Genomic DNA, 21705 nt, shown 5'->3' with positions numbered 1-21705 from the left:
TCCCATCCTTACTGAAAAGTTAGCGGCAATACAATGACGAAAACACTTCCTTGTCCTTCTATACTATCCGCCCATATTTGTCCTTTATGCGCTAATACAATTTCTTTGGCGATTGCCAATCCAAGTCCACTTCCTTTGTAACTAGCAGAACGATTGATTTTGTAAAAACGGTCGAAAATATAGGGCAAGGCCTCTTTCTTGATCCCACTTCCATTATCAGCAATGCGAACCACCAGTTCTCCATCAGACTCCTCGTCTAATAATGCATTGTCGTTGTTATTAGCGACGATTTCCATAGATAACGTAATTTTGCCTTCTTCTGGAGAAGTATGCTTAACAGAATTCCATAAAATATTGGAAATTACTTGATCAAGACGATCTAAATCAATTACTAACAGCGAGTGACTAATATTATCGGGATTTTTTGTACCGAAAAATTCGAAAATACGGCCACTTTGAGTAACATCAGAAGCCATTGATTCTGCAAGCCTTGCGATCCACACGAGCGAATCTTTTTCCAAGAAACGCAGAGTCATATGTCCAGACTTGTATTTAGTCAACTCTACAAGATCTTCTGTGAGTCTTTCTAGCAGTAGTAGTTTTTTATGAATCATATCCAGATAGCGTGGGTTGTTTTCTTCGATTAAACTTTCTTTCACTGCTTGTATATAACTATGGATTAGCGTAATGGGTGTACCTAACTCATGTGAAATTGCTGACAACATTTCATTTCGAGACTTTTCAATTTCTTGAATTTCATCGTTCACTGTCAGTAGATTCATATTGGTAATTTCAAGTGCCATTGTTCGCTCATTCACATTACGTTCAAGAAAGTAGTTCAGATTCGTAATTTCTTGAGTCAAGCTGCGCATATTTGCCAAAGTCTTAACACGCAACAAAAACTCTTCTTTATCACAAGGCTTTAGCAAATAGTCATTGGCCCCTGCTGTAAAAGCATCTTTTTTCTCTTGAAGACTGTCTGCATCCGATAACATCAAAATCGGCATTTCTGTTAATGTATACTCCAAGCGTATAAGTTTGCATAATTCATCGCTTGTCATGTCCGGTAAACTACCATCCATCACAATCAAATCTATTGATTGATGCGACAACAAATGCAGCGCTGCTTTGCCATCCTCTACACCGACTGCTTGATAGTTTGCTGATATCAGTTGCCGCAATAAAACAAGCCGATTGATTTCGTCTGTTTCAATCACCAGAACGTGCAGATTTTTTTTAGTAGGACGCTGCTTTAACAAGGAATCTGCTAACTGCGAAGCGGTCAATTCTTTCGTCTGATTTTTAGAGTCTCCTAGCAACGGAGCATTAGATGCATCCGTGCAAATGGGTAAAGTAACAATGAAAAGAGAGCCACTTTCTTTTAAAGACTCAAGTTTCAACGTCCCCCCTTGAAGTTCAATTAGATTTTTAGTGATTTTCAAATCCATCCCATGATTTCTCAACGGTTTTTCTTGCGGAATATTCCATTCAAAAAAAATTGGGATTTTCTTTTCCTCTATACTATTTCCTGTATCTTTTACTGAAATTTCTAAATCTCCTTCAAAAATCCTCGCCGATAGCACGATTTCACCTACACGGGTATGCTCAATAGAATTGTTGACAAGGTTACTTAAAATTTGTCGCAGTCGATCAGGATCTGCACATGGTTTTGGCAACGAGGCTGGTACTGTGTGATAAAGCTTGACGGCCTCATTTTTTAAAAGTGGCTTATAAATTGCGATCACATTCGTGCAAAGTTCATCAAGCGCAATCGCTGTCGTATGGCGCTGTAAAGAAGACGGCTTCTGTTTTGAAAAATCGACAACATCATTGATCAAATGCGCCATATTTTTGCTACTGGTCACCAGTTCATCCAATTGGGTTATCATCTGAGGAGACATTTTACCACTAGCAGATTGTTGAAGTGATTCTGCAATGCCAATCACACCATAAAGTGGTGTTCGCAAGCCATTTGATGCAAGCGCCAGTAACTCATCTTTTCTTTTGTTGTCATTTTTTAGCGTTGTGACTTTCAGCAGTTGACGGTCATTCGCTTGACGTTCCAACTGTTGTGTTTTTTCAAGCTTCATTTTTTCTTTTTTCAGCAATGCTTTAGCAGCAAGTAAGAGTATGCTCCAGCTGATAACGTACACGGCGTATTGAACAGTTTCGATATAGGGTAAAACCCCCGTAGCCGTTAAAAAGGAAATGGTGAGGATGGCTATCGATACGAACAAGGCGGCAGTATATGGAGCAGCATAAGAAATTCCTTTTTGCCAAGCGGAAAAAGCAAGAACACACGTTAAGACGATTGTTAGAGCAGAAGATGCAAAGCTGAACAGGCTTGTTAGTGAATAAGAAAAGAAAGAAACCATCACTGAAAACAAGACACACGCTACCATCCACTTAATAACCATAGAAAGCCAGTGTATGTTGAGAACACCTGACAACAATTCTTTAAGGATAAAGAACGTCATTAAACTCGCTGCACCACAAGCTACTAGTATCGTTTGATTACTTCCCCATTTGAAATCCGGCCAAATATAAGTGAAATTTAAACCTGTCCATTCAGCAGCAGTAAACAGTAACGAAACCGCCAAAATTAATAAATAAAGAAAATTTTTCTGACGATACTTAAAAAATGAGTAGATGCACCAGCCAAAAAACATCAGGCTTATTCCACTTACTAGTCCAATCATCGCCGTCATTTGCTGGGATTTAGCATCATATGCTGCGTGTTCCCAAACAGTCACAGGAAAGTATAGGACTCCTTGTGACTCAATTTTCATAAAGAATGTATTCTCACCTTTATTTAGAAGAGGCAACTTGAAAACCGGAGAACGGCTTGAATAAAGTTTTTTCGAATCTGACATTGTTTCTCCAAATTCCGTAATCGAAAATCCCCCAGAAGGTTCTGGTGAATAAAGAATGACATGATCGAGAAAAGGATTTGCAAGTTCAAGAAGCCATTCTTCAGTTTCTGCATGATTTTCAATCGTAAACTTTACCCAATAAACATCAGATGAAAATCCCATATTCGGAATTCCATTTTCATTTAAACTAAATTTCCAACTGTATGGTGGAGACTGCAGGTCACTAATTTTAAGCGTACCTTCTACATCTTCAAGAATCTGAAGATTTTTTGAAAGCGTCTTTTTCTTATCCTCTTCACTTAACAACACTACTTTTTCGCTGTCATTCGTACTAGCAATTTTTTCAGTATCGCTCAAAAAAAAGAACGCCAAGAAAATGCAACACACTTTCACACTAATAGAAGTTTTTTGGTAGAAATTGTTCATTTTCTCACCTCAACTAATCAAATAAGTAGGGAATTATAAGAGAATATTAAAATATAGCGATAGTCTAGAGTACATATTATTATTAAATGCTTCCAAAAAATATAACCATTAAAGGTCTATATAATTACTTAGAGAACCATTTTTTGTATTTTAATCAGGATTTATGGTTTGACAAAAGCATACCATTTTTTAAATTGAAAGCATACTTATTTTATTTCTGAAAATTCAAATACCACATATACGATTTATTACGATAAATCGTCGGTTTGTTTCTGAACACAAAAAAACACGAGCTGCATTTGCTCATGTTGGACTTACGAAAAACGAATTTTTTTCCAGTTGCTTGGCTTTGTACATCGCCATATCTGCACGCTTCATAATAGTAGAAATGGAAGTTTTCTCAGTTGGTGCTAATGCAACACCCATACTAATCGTGATGTACAATGATAACTCTTGCACATTGATTGGTTCTTTCGTGATACGGTAAATAGCATCTGTAACTTCTGATACTTTTTCCTTATCGGCTGCATCCGTCAGTAAGACGATAAATTCGTCTCCCCCTAAACGGGCAGCCATATTTTCTCCAACCATACAACGGTTCAAGCGATAACCGAACTCTTGAATAACCGCATCACCAATTTCATGTCCCCACTGATCATTAATGTCCTTGAAATCATCAATATCAATAAGTAGAATAGCTAAGTTTCTTTGGCTTGTGTCATTCTGTTCCAATTTTTCAGTTGCATACGCTTGAAAATAACGTCGGTTTGGTAACTCGGTTAACGAATCAAAATAAGCAAAATGATGAAGTTGACTTTCATATTCTTTTTGAATCGAAATATCTCTTGCAACCATAACCATCCGGTTAAATTTTTGATCTTCTCCAAAAACCGGCATTCCACTGACTTCTGTCCAAATCCAGCCTCTACTTTTATGCAAAAGACGAATTTGTAATTGAAACGTAGAACCTTCTTTTGCTGCTTGATTAAAGGCTTGTTCAGCAACTGACGTATCTTCAGGATGAACATTATAAAATGGTTTTTTTCCAATAATACCTTCTGCTCTAAAGCCAAAAATATTTTCACATGACGGCGACATATAGAGGTATTGTTTGTCTTGGTCCATTAATATAATGACATCGTGGACATTTTCCGCAATGATTCGGAAATTCTCTTCTCCAGCTTCATAGAGACCTGAAATTTTGTCCAACTCTGTCATATCTTTGACAATCATATAAAATCCCGGGATGTTGTTTTTCACACTTATTGGAATAAACTTCACTAAGCAAGCAATCGATTTACCTGACTTATTAGATATGCTAAAACGCCAATCTTTATTGTCACCTAAAATGGACAAGTGAAAATAGTTTTTTGCCCGTTCTACATCCTCCGTAATAACAAAGTCAAAAAAGCTTTTACCTGCTAATTCTTTCATAGCGCATCCACTGAGTATGCTGCCTGAGGAATTGCCTCCTGTAATATGTCCGTTAAAATCAACGGTGAAAATAGCATCTGCGTTATTATCAAAGAGGGACCGATATCGTGCGTTGCTTTCTTCTAGGCGTTCACGAATTCCTTCACTTTCTAGTTTGGCTATTTTCTCATTCGTTATATCTTTGACTAAGCTAACAATATGGGTACATATACCTTTTTCATCTAAAAAAGGTGTCATAACAGTTTTTGAATACAGCAACTTATTTCGGTTACAATAAAATGAATCTTCATAGCTTATACTTTGAGTTGTTTGAACGACTTCATTGTATCTTTCAGTTAAAAATGTTGTCATTGATGTGGAATGGACTTCGTTTAACTTCTTGCCAACTGAAGCAGAAACTAGTGAAGTCCTCTCTATTACTGCATTATTAAGGAAATCATACGTAAAAGAATTCGCTCCATCAACTCTTACAACAAACACCATTTCTTTAATTCCTTCCATTAATACGCGCGCAAAAGACAATGAAGCTACTTCGCTTTCCATCTCTGCTCCCCCCACTCCTTGAGAATACATATGTTCTTTTCAAAACTCTTTTTATAGTGTATCAGAGATAAAATTAGATTGAAGCTTTATACCTAAATAAAAAAATATTTTTCCTACAAAAGTTTTATTTAATTGATACAAATAATCCTTTTTTACAAACAAAGCTTCGAATTTCTTGCTATTCTTACGTACTTTCTTGCTTACAAGCCCGTCTATTATTGGCTAAAAAATAGCAAAAGCATCGTGTCGCAACTATTTTTACCATTGACTTCAACTATTGGATATACTAAATCTAAAAGGAGAATACTATGTGCCTGATCAACCTCCAATTTCGAAATCATCCAACTTACAAATTAATTATTGCTGCTAATCGAGATGAATTTTATAGTCGTCCTACTGCAGCTGCTCATTTTTGGGAAGATGAGCCCCATATACTAGCCGGTCGTGACTTGACACAAATGGGTACGTGGTTAGGTGTCACAAAGCAAGGACGCATTGCTGCATTAACAAATTTTCGCGATCCCACTAATATAGAAGCAGCTACTTTTTCTAGAGGAGCCGTCGTCAAAAATTTTTTAGCAGCTTCAACTTCCCCTAAAGACTATTTGCGATCAATCAATCCGAAAGACTATGCGGGTTTTAATCTGATTGTAGGAGATGTTGAACAATTGATGTACTATAACAATATTCAAAATAAATCTTACGAAGTTCCCCTGGGTACTCATGGACTCAGCAATCACTTTTTGAACACGCCTTGGCCAAAAGTGTCGAAAGGAAAAGAAAGTCTCACTTCTTATATGGCGCGTACTTCTACAGTTGACTTGGAAGAAATTTTTGCGATACTTTCAGATGCTGAACAAGCACACGACGCTCTTCTTCCCACTACCGGTGTTAGCTTGGACTTAGAACGAATGCTGTCTCCGATATTTATTAAAACTCCTGAATACGGCACTCGTTCTTCAACAATCGTCTTAATAACGCATGACAACACCCTTACATTTGCTGAACGAAATTATGAAAATGGCCAGTTTAAAGAGGATCGTCTTTTCAATTTCAAGATAAAGTAAAAAGAGAAAAAGCGCCCTCTGAATCCATTTGGGTGCTCTTTCTCTTTTGTAGCATCTATTCAAAATCAATTTACATTCTGTTGAAACTTGCGACATTTTACGTCAATTCTTTGTATAGATAATAGTGAGTATACCCTTTAGGGAAATCTTCGAGTTTCCCCATCTCTTTAAATCCTAATCTTTTGTAGAATGCTGGTGCTTGGAAACTGAATGTTTCTAACCGAATAAGACGACAATCTTTTTTGCGTGCATAATCCTCAGCTTCTTGAATTAGTTGTTGCCCTTTTCCTAAACCACGCAGTGACTCGTCGACCCACAATATATCAACGAAAAAGCATTCCCAATCTATATGTCCAACAAGTCCACCCAGAATGTTTTCTTCTTCATCTTTTAACATAAAATTGACTTTCTCTTCTTCCGTGTAATCAATTAAATTCTTATTGTGCGTAATTAATTTGTATTTCATAAAATACGTATCTTCTTCTTGATAGCCTGTATGTAGCGTTAAATGAGTCATTTGAGTCACCTCTTCTTTAGATTTCCTTGGTATTATTATACTATAGAAAATTCTGGTTTTACAACGCGGTTACGAAGTCGAGTTACTCCCTCAAAATTCGCACACAGCTTTTTCAATTTCGAGGCATGTGCGCTATGCTGGAAGGGTATACGTATAGCAAGGAGCTGAACAACATGAGATTAGGTTATGCCTGTATGAACACTGAATTGAAAACGGTATTTAGAACTTTACGTGTCGCGACTGCAGAGGCAGAAGGCACCGGCAAAATAAAGGAATTGACGATGAAAAATTTCGAGACAACACTGGAAATTCTTCGCTGGAATTTAAAAAACGATATTTACTTTTACCGAGCTTCTAGTTCGATCGTTCCGCTGTCCACTCACCCTATAAATGATTGGAACTGGTGGGAAGATCCAGAAGTGCTGGCCATAACAGATGAAATCCGCTTGTTTGTTAACACACATAACATGAGAGTCTCTGTACACCCTGGTCAATATACCGTCATCAATTCACCTAGACCTGAAGTTGTTCGCAAATCGATAGAAGATCTTGAGTATCATGACCAATTGATTCAATTGCTCGGTGGATCTGATATCATCCTTCATACCGGTGGTGCTTATGGGGATAAAGACGTAGCTAAACAGCGTTTCGCTGCTGTCTATTTGTCGCTGTCTCCTAGCATTCGGAAGTGGTTACGCTTGGAAAATGATGATAAAACCTTTACCGTTAGAGACGTTTTAGACGTCCACAGCATGTGTGGCGTTCCTGTATGCTTTGATATCCATCATCATAATTGCAATACCGACGGTGAGCCCGTTGATTTTTCTGAAATTCTAAAAACGTGGCAAGGTTTTGGCACACCGAAAGTTCATATTAGTACAGGCAAAGAAGGATTTACAGATTTACGCCATCACGAATTGGTTTCTGAATCCGATTTCCAACAATTAATAAGACAATTAAACGGCATAGATGCTGATATCATGTTCGAAGCTAAACTGAAAGAGCAGTCTGTTCTGCCATTCGTGCGTCAATTAATGAACAACTAAAACAGCAGCTTATTTACAGGCTGCTGTTTACACTGTAGACAAACTTAAAGAATAAGTAGTCGTTTCATCTTAGGTATACAGGATTCTGCACTCCATGCGGACGCTTTCCGCGAAGCGCTGAGCCTCCTCGTCGCAAGCTCCTGCGGGGTCTCATCACTTCGTTCTTCCGCAGGAGTCGCCGCATTGCGCTCCGAATCCTTGAGAGAGTACTGATGAAAAGTAGATTTGTTGGGTACTCTTGCTGATTTGAGCCACCTGCTGACAACCCGTATGGCCACGCAGACTCCTGTGGAAGCAGCAAAGCGACGAAGGCTGCAGGTCCCGTTAGTAACGAGGAAACTGAAGCTGAGCCCATGGAAAGCGAAGTGGCCAGCCCAGTTGGAGATTGTACATCACTATTCAGTTTAATAAGACTTTGTCTACAATCTGAACAGCAGCCTATATACAGGCTGCTGTTTTATTTACTTTTCGTTGTAGCAAGATTTGCAAATTCCAAAGTAAATTCGGTACCTTTTCCTTTTTCAGAGTCTACTAAAATTTGACCCTCCATTTGACTGATGATGCTATAAGTCACCATCATTCCGAGTCCGGTTCCTTTAAGTTTACTAGAGAAGTAAGGTTCCCCTAAACGTCTGACTTGTTCTTTTGTCATACCCACTCCTGTATCGGTTACCCGAATCCATACTTTTGTTGGAGACGATTTGACGGTAAGGACTAGCTTGCCGCCTTCTGGCATCGCTTCAATACCGTTTCGGATAATGTTGACTAGCGCTTGTTGGAATTTATAACGATCGATTAGAATTTCAGCACTTTCGTCCAGTTCATCTGTATGCATTTCTACATCTTTTCCATTTGCATAAGGCACCATAATTTTCAGCACATGACTGACTTCTGAAGCGACAATGATTGGTTCAAGCTGACCATACGTAGGCTTAGCGTATACTAAATAATCCTCGATTAACTCTTCCGCTGCCTCGATTTCTCTCAAAATCGTTTGATGAAATTCTATCTGTCTTTCGCGACTGTACTCATATTCCTTCATTAACTGAACAAACCCTTTAATACTTTGCAAAGGATTTCTCAATTCGTGCGAAACGGCTGCTGCAAAATGGCTAACTGTTTCCATTTTTTCGTGTTTCAGAAAAGCTTCATACATGTATTCTTGTCGCTGCATATGTTCAATCATTAAAGCCGTTAACGCAATAATGGTACTTTGATTGATCATTAACATAATCCAAATACCCACAATATCGTGAATCGGATTTCCAAAGAAAAAAGCACCTGCGAACAAATTGAAAAGGAGTGAAGTAATTGAAATGCTAAATATCAACATAATTTTTCGAGAACGATTGATGCGCATATAGAGCGGTCGCAAAAATGGCACTCCTACCGCAATGACAAATTGATTCAAAAGAGCGATGTACATTCCGTCTCCACCAATAATAATCCGACTGATCGAAGCCACAAGGAACAAAATGGCTGAAACCAATGGACCTCCGTATAGGGCTCCAACGATCATTGGAACTTGGCGCAAGTCAAAAATATAGCCATCGGTTATAAACTGATAAGGAAACAGCATACACAGTACAAGCGATACTGAAAAAAGGACAGTCATTATAAAGCGATGACTAACAAAGAAATTTCGTTGGCCTGCTGTCGCCAACATTTGATAAACGATGAGTGGAAACACAATAAAAAAGATATTATTAATCATACCCGTCATCATTGCTTCCAAGAAAGTCACCCCCTTTTTTAGTCCTGCGCTATTCACCGCGCCACTCATTTTTGTAAGGTTTAATCCTTTTCTGTCACTTCTTTCATAGGGTCATTTCCATTAATGTTACCACTTTTTATGTCTTAAATGGATGGTCTATTGCATCTCTCACCTTTTTCAATAGTCGTTCGCGTCTCTTTTTCATGCCAGCAAGTGAAATACCTTGTTGATCAGCTAAATAAGAAAGACTGTATCCTCTCACAAAAAGTGCCTCTAGCAACCATTTTTCTTTTGCGTCTAATTTGTTTAGGATTAACCATTCCGGCAAAGTTTCCATCTCTTCTTCTATGCCTTCTTCTATTAAAATACTTTCTAGTAGAGAGAGTTGATTTGTTCTCTTCGTTTCTCTTTTTAATTCATCAAGCATTGCTCCTCTAATACTACGATAAGCAAAAGGAGTGAAATGTCCTTTTCCCTCTTCAAAGCGTTGCCATGCTTGCCACAATGCGATATTGCCAAGTTGTTTAAAGGTATCGTAGTCACGATGAATATGAAGTTTGCGAATCATCGCAGAAATCATAGGGGCATACTGTACAGCAACTTCTTCAAAGTTTTTCATTGTTTTGTCCTTCTGAACGTTCGTTAATTCCCGGGTCTGTTCAGAATAAAATAAAAAAATAATTGTAGCCAGTTGGCCACCAAACGGTTTCCTTCACTTAAATTCCCTCTTTACACATCACAAATAAATTATTCATTTTATCTAATTGTCAAAATAGTATATATTTTCAAAAAATATTTTTTCTAAAAGTTATAAGTGGTAGAATTTTCATGTATTGTGAAAGGAGAGCTTGAAATAATGGAGACGTATGATAATCATTTGATTGGTTGAGCAGTATTTTTTGAAACAAATTATTTTAATAAGGAAGGAAAAAAGGCTGGAATTGTGCCTAAAAATGGTCTATTCTATTCCAATCATTCGGTTCAGATCTTGATTGATAGTTATGCATGAGGGTCGTGTAAAAGCAACAAGACTTCATACAAAAAATAACACTTCTCATCTCTAAAGACCGATTGGCCGCATATCCCCCAAAATCATCTAGTAATCCAGATTGCGTATGCTGTTTGATGAATAAAAGGTCTTGGTAGAAATTGATGTCTCTACTCGTATCCTCCAAAAGCAACGAAGTCACCTGCATCTTCTATACTTACGTTCGCGAAAGAAACAAGTCCTAATTATAAAAAGACATCTCTCTCTGCACTAGCTAGAATGCTAGTGCAGAGAGAGATGTCTTTTTTCATCTTTACAATTCCTTGGAATTATAACCTTAAGCTGCATCATCGCGAACGAGTAAAAAGGCGATTTCGATTGCCCAATTGTTTAGATCAGTTTGTCTGTCCGCATCGGTTACGTAAAATTCAAAACGACCGTTCCAAATTTCATCTCTACCTTCCCAACGTTTGTCGATATCCAATCCTTCTTTCACAGCCCATTCTTCTAGTGCGATCAGCGACTTTTCCAAATGATCGGGATGTCCCTTATGCAAAGCCGTCGCATAGGACCCTCCCGGAATATATCCCACAACTACATGATGATCTCCCGTTACCATTCGTTTGACTGGCACACCTACTTCCATCTTGTAGTTGCCATTCGAATCAGCCATGCACCAATAGCGAAAAAATGGAGCTCCTGCCGGTTTACTATTATTCACCTTTAGCCAGTCAAACAACTCCCCCACAAGCCTGTTAATTGCTTCCCATTCCGATGAACCAGCAAGAACAGAAATTCCTACATACGGCTGTTCTGTACGTTCTTCTACAAATGGTTCACTGATATACTTCTGCACCATCCAACCATCTCCTTTATGAACAATTTACACAACTACTCCTATATGTTCTATACCCCCGCAAGCTCTTTTAAAATCTGTTTGAAAAGGTGTTAGGTAAATTAAAGAAGCCACTTGATTGTCACAAAATCAACATCTCTCCAAATTGACTTTAGGTAAACTAAAAGATAATCTAAAAAGAGTGACTGAGCGGTCACTAAAAGTGACTAGGTAGTTCGGGAGGGTCCAAATGAATAAAAGAACAGAAATAATGAATCAAGCTGTGCATTTTTTTTCATTGAAAGGCTTTCATCAAACCTCTGTACAGGAAGTAGCAGAAGCTGTTGGTATTTCTAAAGGAGCCTTTTATAAGCATTTTGATTCGAAAGAAAATATGTTTATTGAAATTTTAAAGCAATACCACGAAGAAATCACGACAGAAATTTCCGAATCACAGCATGCTCCAGGGTCTAATAACAAAGACGTTTTCAAGAAGAAATTAGCCATTGAAATTGAACGTACACTTTCTAATCAGGAATTTTTCATGATGATTTTCAAAGATTTCACACTGACAGAAAGCGGACAATTAAAATCGGTGTTCATGGAGTTAAGGCAGTCGACGATGATTTTACACAAAACCATTTTAATAGACACGTATGGTGTAGAAATCGAACCCTTTTTGCCTGACTTAGTAGCACTACTTGAAGGATTGATGCAGCAATACATTTTCGTACTCGTATTCGAAAAGAAACAAGTGCCAATTCCAAAGCTCGTTACTTTTATCACGAGTGCGATCGATGCCATAGTGGACAATTTAGAAACCATGGAGCCAGTTTTAACTGAGGCACGTTCTCCCGCTGCAACGCTTGAAGAAGCTTTTCAGCAAGTCGCTCATAAAATTAGAGCGTCCGAAGAATATCCTGATAAATTATTAGCCTCACTGGATATGTTGAAAGAACAAGTTGCCAATAAAGAGTCAAAAGAATTTTTAATTGAAGCCCTACTCGTTTATTTGAAGCAACATCCTTCTATTAAGAACGAAGTATCGTATTTAGAAAACTTTATATAAAAAAGGAGTCTACAACTTGAAGAAAATTATCGACTTTTCATTAAATAACAAATTTGCGATTTGGATTTTGACTATTATGGTCGTCGTGGCAGGCTTATACGCAGGCTTAACGATGAAACAAGAGTCAATTCCAAGTATTACCTTACCTGCAGTTACTGTCGTAACAACTTATCCGGGAGCTGCACCCGATGAAGTTATGGAAGAGATTACGATTCCGATGGAACAGCGCATCCAAAACATGAACGGCGTTGAGCTAATGACTTCTTCATCACTAGCAAATGCGTCAACCATTCAAGTTCAATACGATTTTGAAGTCGACATGGATGAAGCAACACGTGAGTTAGAAGATGCGCTATCGCAAGTAGCCATTCCGGAATCGGCGAATGACCCTCAAGTTTCGCGTCTTAGTTTAGATGCCTTCCCGGTCTTGTCACTGAGCATCAGCGATTCTGGCAGTTCACTAGAAGAACTAACAGCAACTGTTGAAGAAAACGTGCTACCTGAACTTGAAGGAGTAGCCGGCTTATCCGATGCTCAAGTTTCTGGTCAGCGTGTACAAAAAGTGACCATGTCCTTTGATCAGCAAGCTTTAGCAACATACGGCTTGACTGAAGAAACCATTCAACAACTAATTCAAGGATCCAATCTGACGTTCCCGTTAGGCTTGACTGAGTTTGATGGCGAGTTGAAAAATCTAGTGATTGACGGCGACGTTACGTCCGTTGATGATTTGAAAAACCTGCAAATCCCAGCTGTCCCTCAAATTGCACCGGTTGCACCAAGTGAAACACCGGCAACACCTGGTACGCCTGGAACTGAAGCACCAGGTGCCGAAACACCTGTTGTTGAAACGCCAGCTACCCCGTCTGCGATTCCAACTGTAGCCTTAAGCGAACTAGCTGACATTGAAATTGTTAGTGAGGCAGAGTCGATTTCGCGCACGAACGGAGAAGAATCGATTGGGATTTCAATTGTCAAATCACCAGATGCCAATACCGTTGAAGTCGTTAATGGCGTAAAAGACATCGTTGCTGAGGTTGAAGATGAATACGGTTTGACCGTGGCTTCTACATTTGACCAAGGTGAACCCATCGAGAAATCAGTTGAAACGATGCTCAGCAAAGCGTTATTCGGTATTTTGTTTGCTGTCGTCATCATTTTGCTATTTCTTCGTAGTTTCAAAACAACGCTAATCTCAATTATCTCTATTCCTTTGTCGTTATTAATGGCGATTTTCCTACTGAACCAATTGGATATCACTTTGAATATTATGACGCTCGGTGCTCTGACTGTTGCGATAGGACGCGTTATTGATGACTCGATTGTAGTAATTGAAAACATTTACCGCCGGATGGCTTTGCCTGGTGAGAAATTACGTGGCAAAGAATTGATTCGTGAAGCAACACGCGAAATGTTCGTACCCATTTTCTCATCTACTGTCGTTACCATCGCGGTATTCCTACCACTTGCACTTGTTAGCGGACAGATTGGCGAATTGTTCTTGCCGTTCGCTTTAGCCGTTGTCTTTGCGTTATCTGCGTCGCTGCTTGTTGCTGTTACCATCGTACCAATGATGGCACATTTGATGTACCGCAAACAATTGCAAAACTTGGATGCCAATAAATCCACGAAAAAAGCACATAAGCCAAGTAAAATGGCAGCAAGCTATAAACGTATTTTACAATGGTCATTAAACCATAAAATCATTACATTTGGTGGTGCTTCAGCGGTTCTTGTGGCGAGTTTGTTCTTGATTCCTGTTATTGGTGTCAGCTTCTTGCCTGAAGAAGAACAAAAAATGGTGATGGCAACTTATAGTCCTGAACCAGGTCAAACTCGTGAAGATGTAGAAGCTATCGCATTAGATGCAGAAAGTGCCATTGATGGACGTGAAGGTGTTACATCTTACCAATATTCACTCGGCGGTGGCAACCCACTGACAGCAATGGCTGGCGGAGGAGATAATTCCGCACTGTTTTATATTGAGTATGAGGATGAATTCGAAGCTTTCGGTGAGGAAAGCACTAATTTAATTGACGAATTAAACGGCTCTACTGAATCCGGTGAATGGGCGAGTCTCGACTTTGCTGCTACAGGAGCAAGTGGTCTAGAAATGTTCATCTACGGTGACAACCTAGAAGATATCCAATCGGCGATTGATCAAATTCAGCCATTTATGGAAGACAACCAAGGGCTGGAAAATACAGAATCGAGTTTAACCGAAGCTTATGATCAATTCACATTAGTCGCAAGTCAACAAAGCTTAAGCAAAAATGGATTGACTGCAGCACAAGTCGGCATGGCACTAAGCAGTGTTGCTGAAGCACCTGTATTAACGACAGTGACTCATGAAGAAAAAGACATAAATGTTTACATCGAAACAGAAGAAACACAATACGCTGGCATTGAAGATGTAACAGCTGTAGAAATTCCAACAGCACTTGGCACGACTGTCACAGTTGGCGAAGTCATGGAAGTAGAAGAAGGCAAATCACCCGATACAATTAACCGTAGAGACGGTCAAATGTTTGCTTCTCTAACTGCAGATGTACGCGGTAACAATGCCGCTGAAATCACGACAAAAATTGATGAGCAAGTAGCAGAGCTTGACTTGCCAGCGGGTGTCACAACCGATCATGGTGGTATCACTGAACAAATCAACGAATCGTTCACTCAGCTTGGCTTGGCTATGCTTGCAGCCATCGCGATTGTTTACTTTGTTCTAGTCGTCACATTCGGCGGCGCGCTTGCTCCATTCGCTATTCTGTTCTCACTGCCATTCACAGTGATTGGCGTTCTAGTGGCATTATGGATCACTGGAGAAGCATTGAGTGTCAACGCGTTGATCGGTGTATTGATGTTGATCGGTATCGTGGTTACGAATGCTATCGTCTTGATTGATCGCGTTATCCATATGGAAAAAGCCGGATTGACTACACGTGAGGCTCTACTAGAAGGCGGCGTTACACGTTTGCGTCCGATTCTGATGACAGCCTTAGCTACAATTGGTGCGCTTATTCCACTTGCTCTTGGTGTAGAAGGCGGCGGTGGCGGATTGATCTCCCAAGGTCTTGGAATCACAGTTATCGGCGGATTGATCAGCTCGACTTTACTGACATTGGTTATCGTGCCAATCGTTTATGAAGTGGTATCGAAATTCCGTAAAAAACGCGTCGACTAAGTGGTACATTAATAGCAAAACAGGCAGCTCATAACCCGAGCTGCCTGTTTTTTTACGGAGTTTTGGCTGACCGCACCTTATTCGGTGAAAAGCGCACCTCATTTACCGATAACCGCACCTCAAACGGGCAACACCGCACCTCGCAGGCTCCTAACCGCACCTCAAACAGCAAAGACCGCACCTCACTCCCACTAAATTCTAATTCAGCTCCCCAATAAAAATTTCTTAATATTCAGTTATAATCAAGGAAAATTATTTCTATTCATGGTATATTAGGTGTATAGTATTGTCGGAAAAATCTTCTATCACCCGGATCCCTATACATACGTTGACTCTAGTCAGCGCACCAACTAAAGGGGTGAGAAAGGTGCTTTCTAAATGGCTTAAAGTCTCAGCAGCCTTCGTATTAATCCTGTTTACTGTCTTGTCTTTCTCTAGTCAGTCACAAGCAGCGAGTTCCGCCTACATCACTAAAGGCAACACGACCGAAAAAGTGGTCGCTTTGACTTTTGATGACGGTTCAGATGGCACGAACATCAATAAAATCCTAGACATTCTGTCTGCCAATAAGGTCACAGCGACGTTCTTTTTAACAGGTTCCGGAGCAAAAAATCACCCGTCTTGGATTAAAAATATTTCAGCAAAAAATCATCAGCTTGGCAATCACTCTTATTCTCACGCTGATTTTACCAAACTGTCGGCCTCAAAAATAACAAGCGAGCTTAGCACAACAGAAAAAACCATTAAGGACATTACCGGAAAATCGACCAAACCCATTTTCAGAGCTCCCTTTGGTGCATCCAATGCCTCCGTCCTGAAAACAGTCGGTAATGCAGGATACACCCATACACTCCAGTGGAACATTGATACTGTCGATTGGAAAGGTGTTTCTTCAACACAAATTACCAATAAAGTTATGAATAACATCGTACCAGGATCCATCGTTTTGATGCATACGGGCGCAGGAGCATCTGGAACTCCGAGTGCTTTACCCGGCATGATCAGCAAATTGAAAGCGAAAGGCTATAAATTTGTTACTATTTCTGAATTACTGAAGTTGCCTACAGCACCTGTCAGTGGAACTAAATACACAGTCAAAGCTGGGGATACGCTTTACAGCATTGCAAGAACATACAAAGTAACGGTCTCCGCATTGGCTAAAGCTAATAACATCACCAACTATAATTTGATCAAAGTTGGTCAAGTATTAATGATTCCTGGAAAATCTACCCCTCCACCTGCTACTTCTATTAAATACACAGTCAAAGCTGGGGATACGCTTTACAGTATTGCTCGTAGCTATAAAACGACTGTCGCAAAAATCGCAACAGCCAATAGCATAACGAACGTCAACTCCATTCGTGTAGGACAAGTGCTAGTGATACCAAACTAGCAGAGTTAAAACTTAGAAGGTTACGGCACAACGATAGAAAGAAGCTGGAATTTGTTTTCCGGCTTCTTTTTTTGTCTAAAATAACAAGTTATATATACCTATTCTAATAGAATGAATGCAACTCTATAATAATATGGATATTCCATTTTTTAATACAGGAGGAAAAAAAGTGAAACGTTTAGCTGTATTTTTATTACTGTTAGTATTTGCATTTAGTACAATGCCACTTTCTGCATCTGCTATCAAATCAAACGATGCTGAATTTGAACAATTTTTAGCTGGCATCAATTGGGAGAAGCAAGATTATTTAGCGTATTTAAAAAGCAAAAATTGGTCTTTAGACGAATTTGATACAGTTGACGAATTAGGCACCCCTTTAACTGAAGAAGGCGTTCAATTGTTGACTGCAACACTAGACTTAACTCGCGCAGAATTGAATGAAATTCTTTATGAATACGGTGACCTCGAGTATGGACAAGATGTTCTTGATGGCGTTTACTTAATTTTTATAGAGGATGTTGAATACTCCATTGAATTTTATCTAAATGACGGTGCAGGAACTCCGATTGATGCGATCAATCTTCAAGAGTTAATGGATAGATTCGGATTCACCTCTGAAAAAGAACTTGAAGAATTTTTGCAAAACTATTCGGATTCTCTTTCAAACTATGATTTTATCGAAGACTTGGAGTCTTCGATTGTTTTTTATACAGAAATGGATGATTACGAACTAGAACTTGATGGACTTTTTACTGAACTAGGTTTGACAGACGAAGAAGTAGAACGGCTGGTTGCTCACCTTGAAACATTGGATTTCGAAGATCCTGCTTTCGAGCAAAAACTAACACAATTAAGTGATCGCATGATGGCAATGGAAGAATTTGAATCGGCAGATGAGTTAACCGCTGAACAAATTGCTGAAGTTCTGGATATTTACAGCGACATGATTGACTTATTTGAGTTAAGAACCGCTTATTTCTTTGTAAAAGATGGTCAAAAAACAGCTGTTTCATTAGCGACTTTAATGACGCTTGAATCAACTGAAGGCGCTGATTTATTAATTGAAATTTATAATTTAAAAGATGTATTTTTGGCTGACGTTCTTTTGACTGCCGACATGTTCGGATCTGATTTAATCGTAGATACAGGGAAAGACTTGGGGGCTGTTGAAACAATCATCGCAACACCATCTGTCGTTCAAAAGCCAGTAGAAGTTCCTGCTACTCAAACTTTAAAAGGTGCAAAATTACCCGCAACAGCTTCTGATTTTGCAGCCCAAGCAATTTTTGGATTCGTACTACTTTTAAGCGGTTTAGCATTATTCCGTCGCTTTAAAGTAGGGAAAAATGAATGCTGATCAACCAACCGAAAAAAAAGAAGAACATACAACGGTTCTTTCTTACTTTCTCTGTCGTCCTTATCGTTTCGGGTCTATGGTTTAGTACGACAAGCACTGCCACTTTCGTAAAAGGCTACCTGCTTTATAAAACAGGTAACGTTGAAGCAACGGACTTTAGCAGTAAACCTGAGTCTCTTTTTGTTGCATATAGCGACAAACACACATCAAAAGAAACAACCCATTCTGAATATCCAGAAACGCCCGAAATCGGAGACTTAATGGGAGAATTGATTATTCCGAAGCTCGAAGCCACGCTACCGATTATACATGGCACCGATGAAGACGAACTTGAACAGGGCGTTGGGCATTTTGCGCAAAGCGTGATGCCAGGTGAAAATGATAATTCCGTATTGTCTGGACATCGCGATACGGTCTTTCGAGAACTTGGCGATGTTGGCAAAGGAGACTTGCTGATTGTTGAAACCTATTCAGGCACCTTTACCTACAAAGTACGTCAAGTTCGAATTGTGGATGAAGACGACAGAACCGTCATTGTTCCAAAACCAAGAGCCACTTTAATTGTTTCCACCTGCTATCCATTCGATTACGTGGGGTATGCTCCAGATCGATATATCCTAGTAGCAGATCTCGTTTCCAGCAATTAAAAAAAGAAATTCCCAAATTTCGGGAATTTCTTTTTTTGTCTTTTGCTTTAACAATTACTCCTTATTGACAATATCCGAAATATAGTAAAAGCCATATTCATCCATGACAATCGTATAGGTTTTGCTGCGTTCTTGAACAGACCATTTGCCGCTTGCATCTTTAAAGTCAAATGCCTCTTCCGTTTGAACAACAGCATGATCGTCTAAAATTTCGATACTTGAAATTTCCAGCTTCGTAAAGTTAAATTCCATTCCTTGCCCAGCAATGTCTGCAATGTATTCAGAAATACCATTGTAAATATCACTTTGATAAACCAATAGATTTTGAACATAAAAGAAGTCTTCTTCTTTTAAAGCTGTTTCATAATAATAACGGAAATCACCGATAAACTCGCTTAAATTAGTTTCATCGAATTTCATTTCTAAATCAACATCGTATTCATAATCTTCATCTTCGTACCCGCTAAAATCGTCGTACACTTTGAATAAAGCGGCTACTTCTTCTGCGGACATCGGCGTAGTAACCCACTGACTCAATTGATCATGCATTGAATACATAGGAATCGAAAAGCCAATTGAATCGCCTTCTTCGATTACTAATGAGTTAATGCCAATCACTTTCCCGGTCGTTGCGTCTACTAATGGTCCCCCGCTGCTACCAGGCGCAATTTTCGCATCCATTTGGTAAATATCCTCGTACGTAAATTCTTGATAAAAGTCGCGATCAATGCCTGTTAAGTAACCAATTGAAGCGGTATTTTCCATACCCGCAGGACTCCCGAGTGCAATGACTTCAGTGCCTACATCAGTTGCTTCCATTTCAACTGGCAATGGTGTGATGCCTTCAAACGCTTCTACATGGATCAACGCAATATCAGATTCAGCGGAAATGCCAACGACTGTGCCTGGATGATCTTGTCCGTTAATGTTGCGAACTACGACATCTGTAAAACCTGCTACTGCATGGGCATTTGTCACAACCATCCCTGTGTCAGAAAACAAGAATCCCGACCCTTGTCCCCCTTCAGTCATTATGGTGTAAACTTTTTGCTGTGATTCTTTAATGATTGCCGTTTTCTCTTTTTTCTTCGGTTCCACTTTTTCTGTTTGCTCAGAAGGTGGCACAACATTTTCCACTTTCGTTACAGTACCTGCGACTTGTTCTTCCGCTGGAACTGTTTCTTCAGGTTCTTCAATTTTCTCTACTACACCCGGTTCTTCTGTTTTTGGTTCTTCTGTTGCTTCTGGCTCTTTTTCAGCCGGTTTTTCTTGTTTTGGTGGTTCTGTTTGATCTTCTTGAGCTGATTTATCTGCCATTAATTGGGCCGATCCAACCCCAACTCCGAGTAATGTCAAAACTAGTACGATTGCATAAATAAAATTACGTTTTTTTTGCTTTTTACTTCTTTTCTGTATAAGTGAATGCCCACAATGCTTACAGAATTTTGAGCCTTCTTCATTTTCTTTTCCACATTTATTGCACGTCATAGCTGAACCCCCTTGATGAACTAGCATAAATTTCTTTATTTTCTTCCATTATAAACCTTATAACGTCAAACAACTACTCAGGGTTGCAAGATGTAATGAACTCTTCGTATTTGTAATAATTCTATCTATTCAGAACATAATGTTACCATGAAAATCATATTTATATTTAAATAATGTTCATTTTTTTAGAATATGTAAATTAATTCACATGAAAAAATAAGCTCAGCTTCGCAAACTACTTTTCCAAACATCTTTTGCGTGACAAAATTTCGTGTGCTGATAAATATGGAAAATTTAGAGACTTAGTTAAAAGTCTAAACATGTTAGGAACACCTAAGAGACTGTTTCTACCTCTCTAACCTAAAACGGACTAAGAAAAAGGAAATCTTTTCTTTTTCTGTTTTTTGAGTTGATGCCCACATTATTGAAGTCGTTGTGCACTTTTTCGAAATCTCCAAGGTAAATTCACCGGAACGATCGATTGCCTTTTGTAGGACAGAACAAACTATCTGCCACAATTTGGCGTCTGCCATAGATATTCCTCATCGATCTATCCTCAAGGGCTGATGGCAATGCAGATGGCGACTCCTTTTAAGATAGTTCCCTTTGGTTACCATTTTTATTTCACATCCATCTCGTCTATTTTCTTTTGTACTCGCAATAAATCTTCAAACTTATTGCTTAAAAGAGTCGATTCGGCCGCTATTTCTTGAGATATAGTATTTAGTCTTCGTATTAACTCATCTAAAGTCGACTGATATTGCTGGTATTGTTCAAAACTAATCGTTTCTTGTCTTTCTAGCTTTGCAATCAAACGGTGTAGTGCTTCTTCTACATCAGCTAATTGTTTCTCGTAAGGAACTAATTTTTCTGTAATTTCAGCCTCTAGTTCATTGAGTGTTTGTTGTTCGTCTATTGCCGGAGCTTCTGCTGCCATGTAATGGCTATCAACATTCATGGTCAAGAACAATCCAATAAAAAGAATGGAAATGAACATTTTCAAAAACAAGGTTCTCAAATGTGTCTCCTCCTTTAAACTAATTAGATATTACAGTCAGCTTATCCTATCTTTTCATAGAGGCAACACCTTTTCCTAAGACTTTAGAATTTCTTAATATACGCTTTAC

15 protein-coding genes are annotated in these 21705 nt (G+C 39.0%); 7 read left to right on the top strand and 8 right to left on the bottom strand.

Going from position 1 to position 21705, the window contains the following annotated elements:
• Window positions 1-8: 8 nt before the first annotated feature.
• Together QMF37_RS02275 and QMF37_RS02270 are read right to left on the bottom strand one after the other, a co-directional pair.
• Window positions 9-3230 (bottom strand): ATP-binding protein, encoded by a 3222-nt coding sequence (locus QMF37_RS02275; protein ID WP_283476364.1) that lies wholly within the window; start codon window positions 3228-3230, stop codon window positions 9-11.
• 372 nt (window positions 3231-3602) lie between these two features.
• Complete coding sequence (locus tag QMF37_RS02270; RefSeq protein WP_071153865.1) at window positions 3603-5276, bottom strand: sensor domain-containing protein; 1674 nt, start codon at window positions 5274-5276, stop codon at window positions 3603-3605.
• Between the two features lie 308 nt (window positions 5277-5584).
• Between QMF37_RS02270 and QMF37_RS02265 the strand changes: the two genes are divergently transcribed.
• Window positions 5585-6343, top strand: coding sequence for an NRDE family protein (locus QMF37_RS02265; protein ID WP_058384643.1), 759 nt, complete (start codon window positions 5585-5587; stop codon window positions 6341-6343).
• A gap of 97 nt (window positions 6344-6440) precedes the next feature.
• Here the strand turns inward: QMF37_RS02265 and QMF37_RS02260 are convergent, their stop codons facing one another.
• Window positions 6441-6860: a GNAT family N-acetyltransferase gene (locus QMF37_RS02260; RefSeq protein ID WP_058384642.1), complete on the bottom strand. Its 420-nt coding sequence runs from the start codon at window positions 6858-6860 to the stop codon at window positions 6441-6443.
• Window positions 6861-7033: 173 nt separating this feature from the next.
• Between QMF37_RS02260 and uvsE the strand changes: the two genes are divergently transcribed.
• Window positions 7034-7906, top strand: coding sequence for a UV DNA damage repair endonuclease UvsE (uvsE, locus tag QMF37_RS02255; protein WP_283476359.1), 873 nt, complete (start codon window positions 7034-7036; stop codon window positions 7904-7906).
• Window positions 7907-8363: 457 nt separating this feature from the next.
• On the opposite strand, the gene QMF37_RS02250 is transcribed toward uvsE, so the two are convergent.
• The 3 genes from QMF37_RS02250 to QMF37_RS02240 form a co-directional block, all read right to left on the bottom strand.
• A complete protein-coding gene (locus tag QMF37_RS02250) occupies window positions 8364-9632 on the bottom strand; it encodes an ATP-binding protein (protein WP_283476693.1) in 1269 nt (422 codons plus the stop codon).
• A 124-nt stretch (window positions 9633-9756) separates the two neighbouring features.
• Window positions 9757-10239: a sigma-70 family RNA polymerase sigma factor gene (locus tag QMF37_RS02245; RefSeq protein ID WP_071153869.1), complete on the bottom strand. Its 483-nt coding sequence runs from the start codon at window positions 10237-10239 to the stop codon at window positions 9757-9759.
• A gap of 706 nt (window positions 10240-10945) precedes the next feature.
• Window positions 10946-11467 carry a GyrI-like domain-containing protein gene (locus QMF37_RS02240; protein ID WP_071153870.1) on the bottom strand — a complete coding sequence of 174 codons (522 nt, stop codon included), beginning with the start codon at window positions 11465-11467 and terminating at the stop codon, window positions 10946-10948.
• 226 nt (window positions 11468-11693) lie between these two features.
• Between QMF37_RS02240 and QMF37_RS02235 the strand changes: the two genes are divergently transcribed.
• The 5 genes from QMF37_RS02235 (at window position 11694) to QMF37_RS02215 (ending at window position 19090) form a co-directional block, all read left to right on the top strand.
• Window positions 11694-12512: a TetR/AcrR family transcriptional regulator gene (locus tag QMF37_RS02235; protein ID WP_283476355.1), complete on the top strand. Its 819-nt coding sequence runs from the start codon at window positions 11694-11696 to the stop codon at window positions 12510-12512.
• A 16-nt stretch (window positions 12513-12528) separates the two neighbouring features.
• Entirely contained in the window at window positions 12529-15693 is a 3165-nt protein-coding gene (locus QMF37_RS02230; protein ID WP_283476353.1) for an efflux RND transporter permease subunit, read from the top strand.
• 367 nt (window positions 15694-16060) lie between these two features.
• Window positions 16061-17086, top strand: coding sequence for a LysM peptidoglycan-binding domain-containing protein (locus tag QMF37_RS02225; protein ID WP_283476351.1), 1026 nt, complete (start codon window positions 16061-16063; stop codon window positions 17084-17086).
• A gap of 169 nt (window positions 17087-17255) precedes the next feature.
• Window positions 17256-18443, top strand: a complete 1188-nt coding sequence (locus QMF37_RS02220) for a processed acidic surface protein (RefSeq protein ID WP_283476350.1) — start codon at window positions 17256-17258, stop codon at window positions 18441-18443.
• Window positions 18437-19090 carry a class D sortase gene (locus QMF37_RS02215; protein ID WP_283476348.1) on the top strand — a complete coding sequence of 218 codons (654 nt, stop codon included), beginning with the start codon at window positions 18437-18439 and terminating at the stop codon, window positions 19088-19090. The genes QMF37_RS02220 and QMF37_RS02215 overlap by 7 nt, the downstream gene beginning before the upstream one ends.
• 54 nt (window positions 19091-19144) lie before the next feature.
• Here QMF37_RS02215 and QMF37_RS02210 read toward each other — a convergent pair whose 3' ends face one another.
• Both QMF37_RS02210 and QMF37_RS02205 read right to left on the bottom strand, forming a co-directional pair.
• Window positions 19145-20578 carry a trypsin-like peptidase domain-containing protein gene (locus QMF37_RS02210; protein WP_149455839.1) on the bottom strand — a complete coding sequence of 478 codons (1434 nt, stop codon included), beginning with the start codon at window positions 20576-20578 and terminating at the stop codon, window positions 19145-19147.
• Window positions 20579-21197: 619 nt separating this feature from the next.
• Window positions 21198-21596, bottom strand: coding sequence for a hypothetical protein (locus tag QMF37_RS02205; RefSeq protein ID WP_283476345.1), 399 nt, complete (start codon window positions 21594-21596; stop codon window positions 21198-21200).
• Between the last annotated feature and the right edge of the window lie 109 nt (window positions 21597-21705).

The organism is Planococcus sp. S3-L1 (assembly GCF_030063085.1).
GTDB classification, from domain to species: Bacteria; Bacillota; Bacilli; order Bacillales_A; family Planococcaceae; genus Planococcus; species Planococcus kocurii.
This window is presented reverse-complemented; position numbering and strand designations above follow the sequence as displayed.

Excerpts from the sequence above, each read along its gene's own strand:
- QMF37_RS02245 (WP_071153869.1), bottom strand. The coding sequence starts at position 10,239 with ATGAAAAACTTTGAAGAAGTTGCTGTACAGTATGCCCCTATGATTTCT.
- QMF37_RS02265 (WP_058384643.1), top strand. The coding sequence starts at position 5,585 with ATGTGCCTGATCAACCTCCAATTTCGAAATCATCCAACTTACAAATTA.
- QMF37_RS02260 (WP_058384642.1), bottom strand. The coding sequence starts at position 6,860 with ATGACTCATTTAACGCTACATACAGGCTATCAAGAAGAAGATACGTAT.
- uvsE (WP_283476359.1), top strand. The coding sequence starts at position 7,034 with ATGAGATTAGGTTATGCCTGTATGAACACTGAATTGAAAACGGTATTT.
- QMF37_RS02240 (WP_071153870.1), bottom strand. The coding sequence starts at position 11,467 with ATGGTGCAGAAGTATATCAGTGAACCATTTGTAGAAGAACGTACAGAA.
- QMF37_RS02270 (WP_071153865.1), bottom strand. The coding sequence starts at position 5,276 with ATGGAAAGCGAAGTAGCTTCATTGTCTTTTGCGCGCGTATTAATGGAA.
- QMF37_RS02235 (WP_283476355.1), top strand. The coding sequence starts at position 11,694 with ATGAATAAAAGAACAGAAATAATGAATCAAGCTGTGCATTTTTTTTCA.
- QMF37_RS02210 (WP_149455839.1), bottom strand. The coding sequence starts at position 20,578 with ATGACGTGCAATAAATGTGGAAAAGAAAATGAAGAAGGCTCAAAATTC.
- QMF37_RS02250 (WP_283476693.1), bottom strand. The coding sequence starts at position 9,632 with ATGATGACGGGTATGATTAATAATATCTTTTTTATTGTGTTTCCACTC.
- QMF37_RS02215 (WP_283476348.1), top strand. The coding sequence starts at position 18,437 with ATGCTGATCAACCAACCGAAAAAAAAGAAGAACATACAACGGTTCTTT.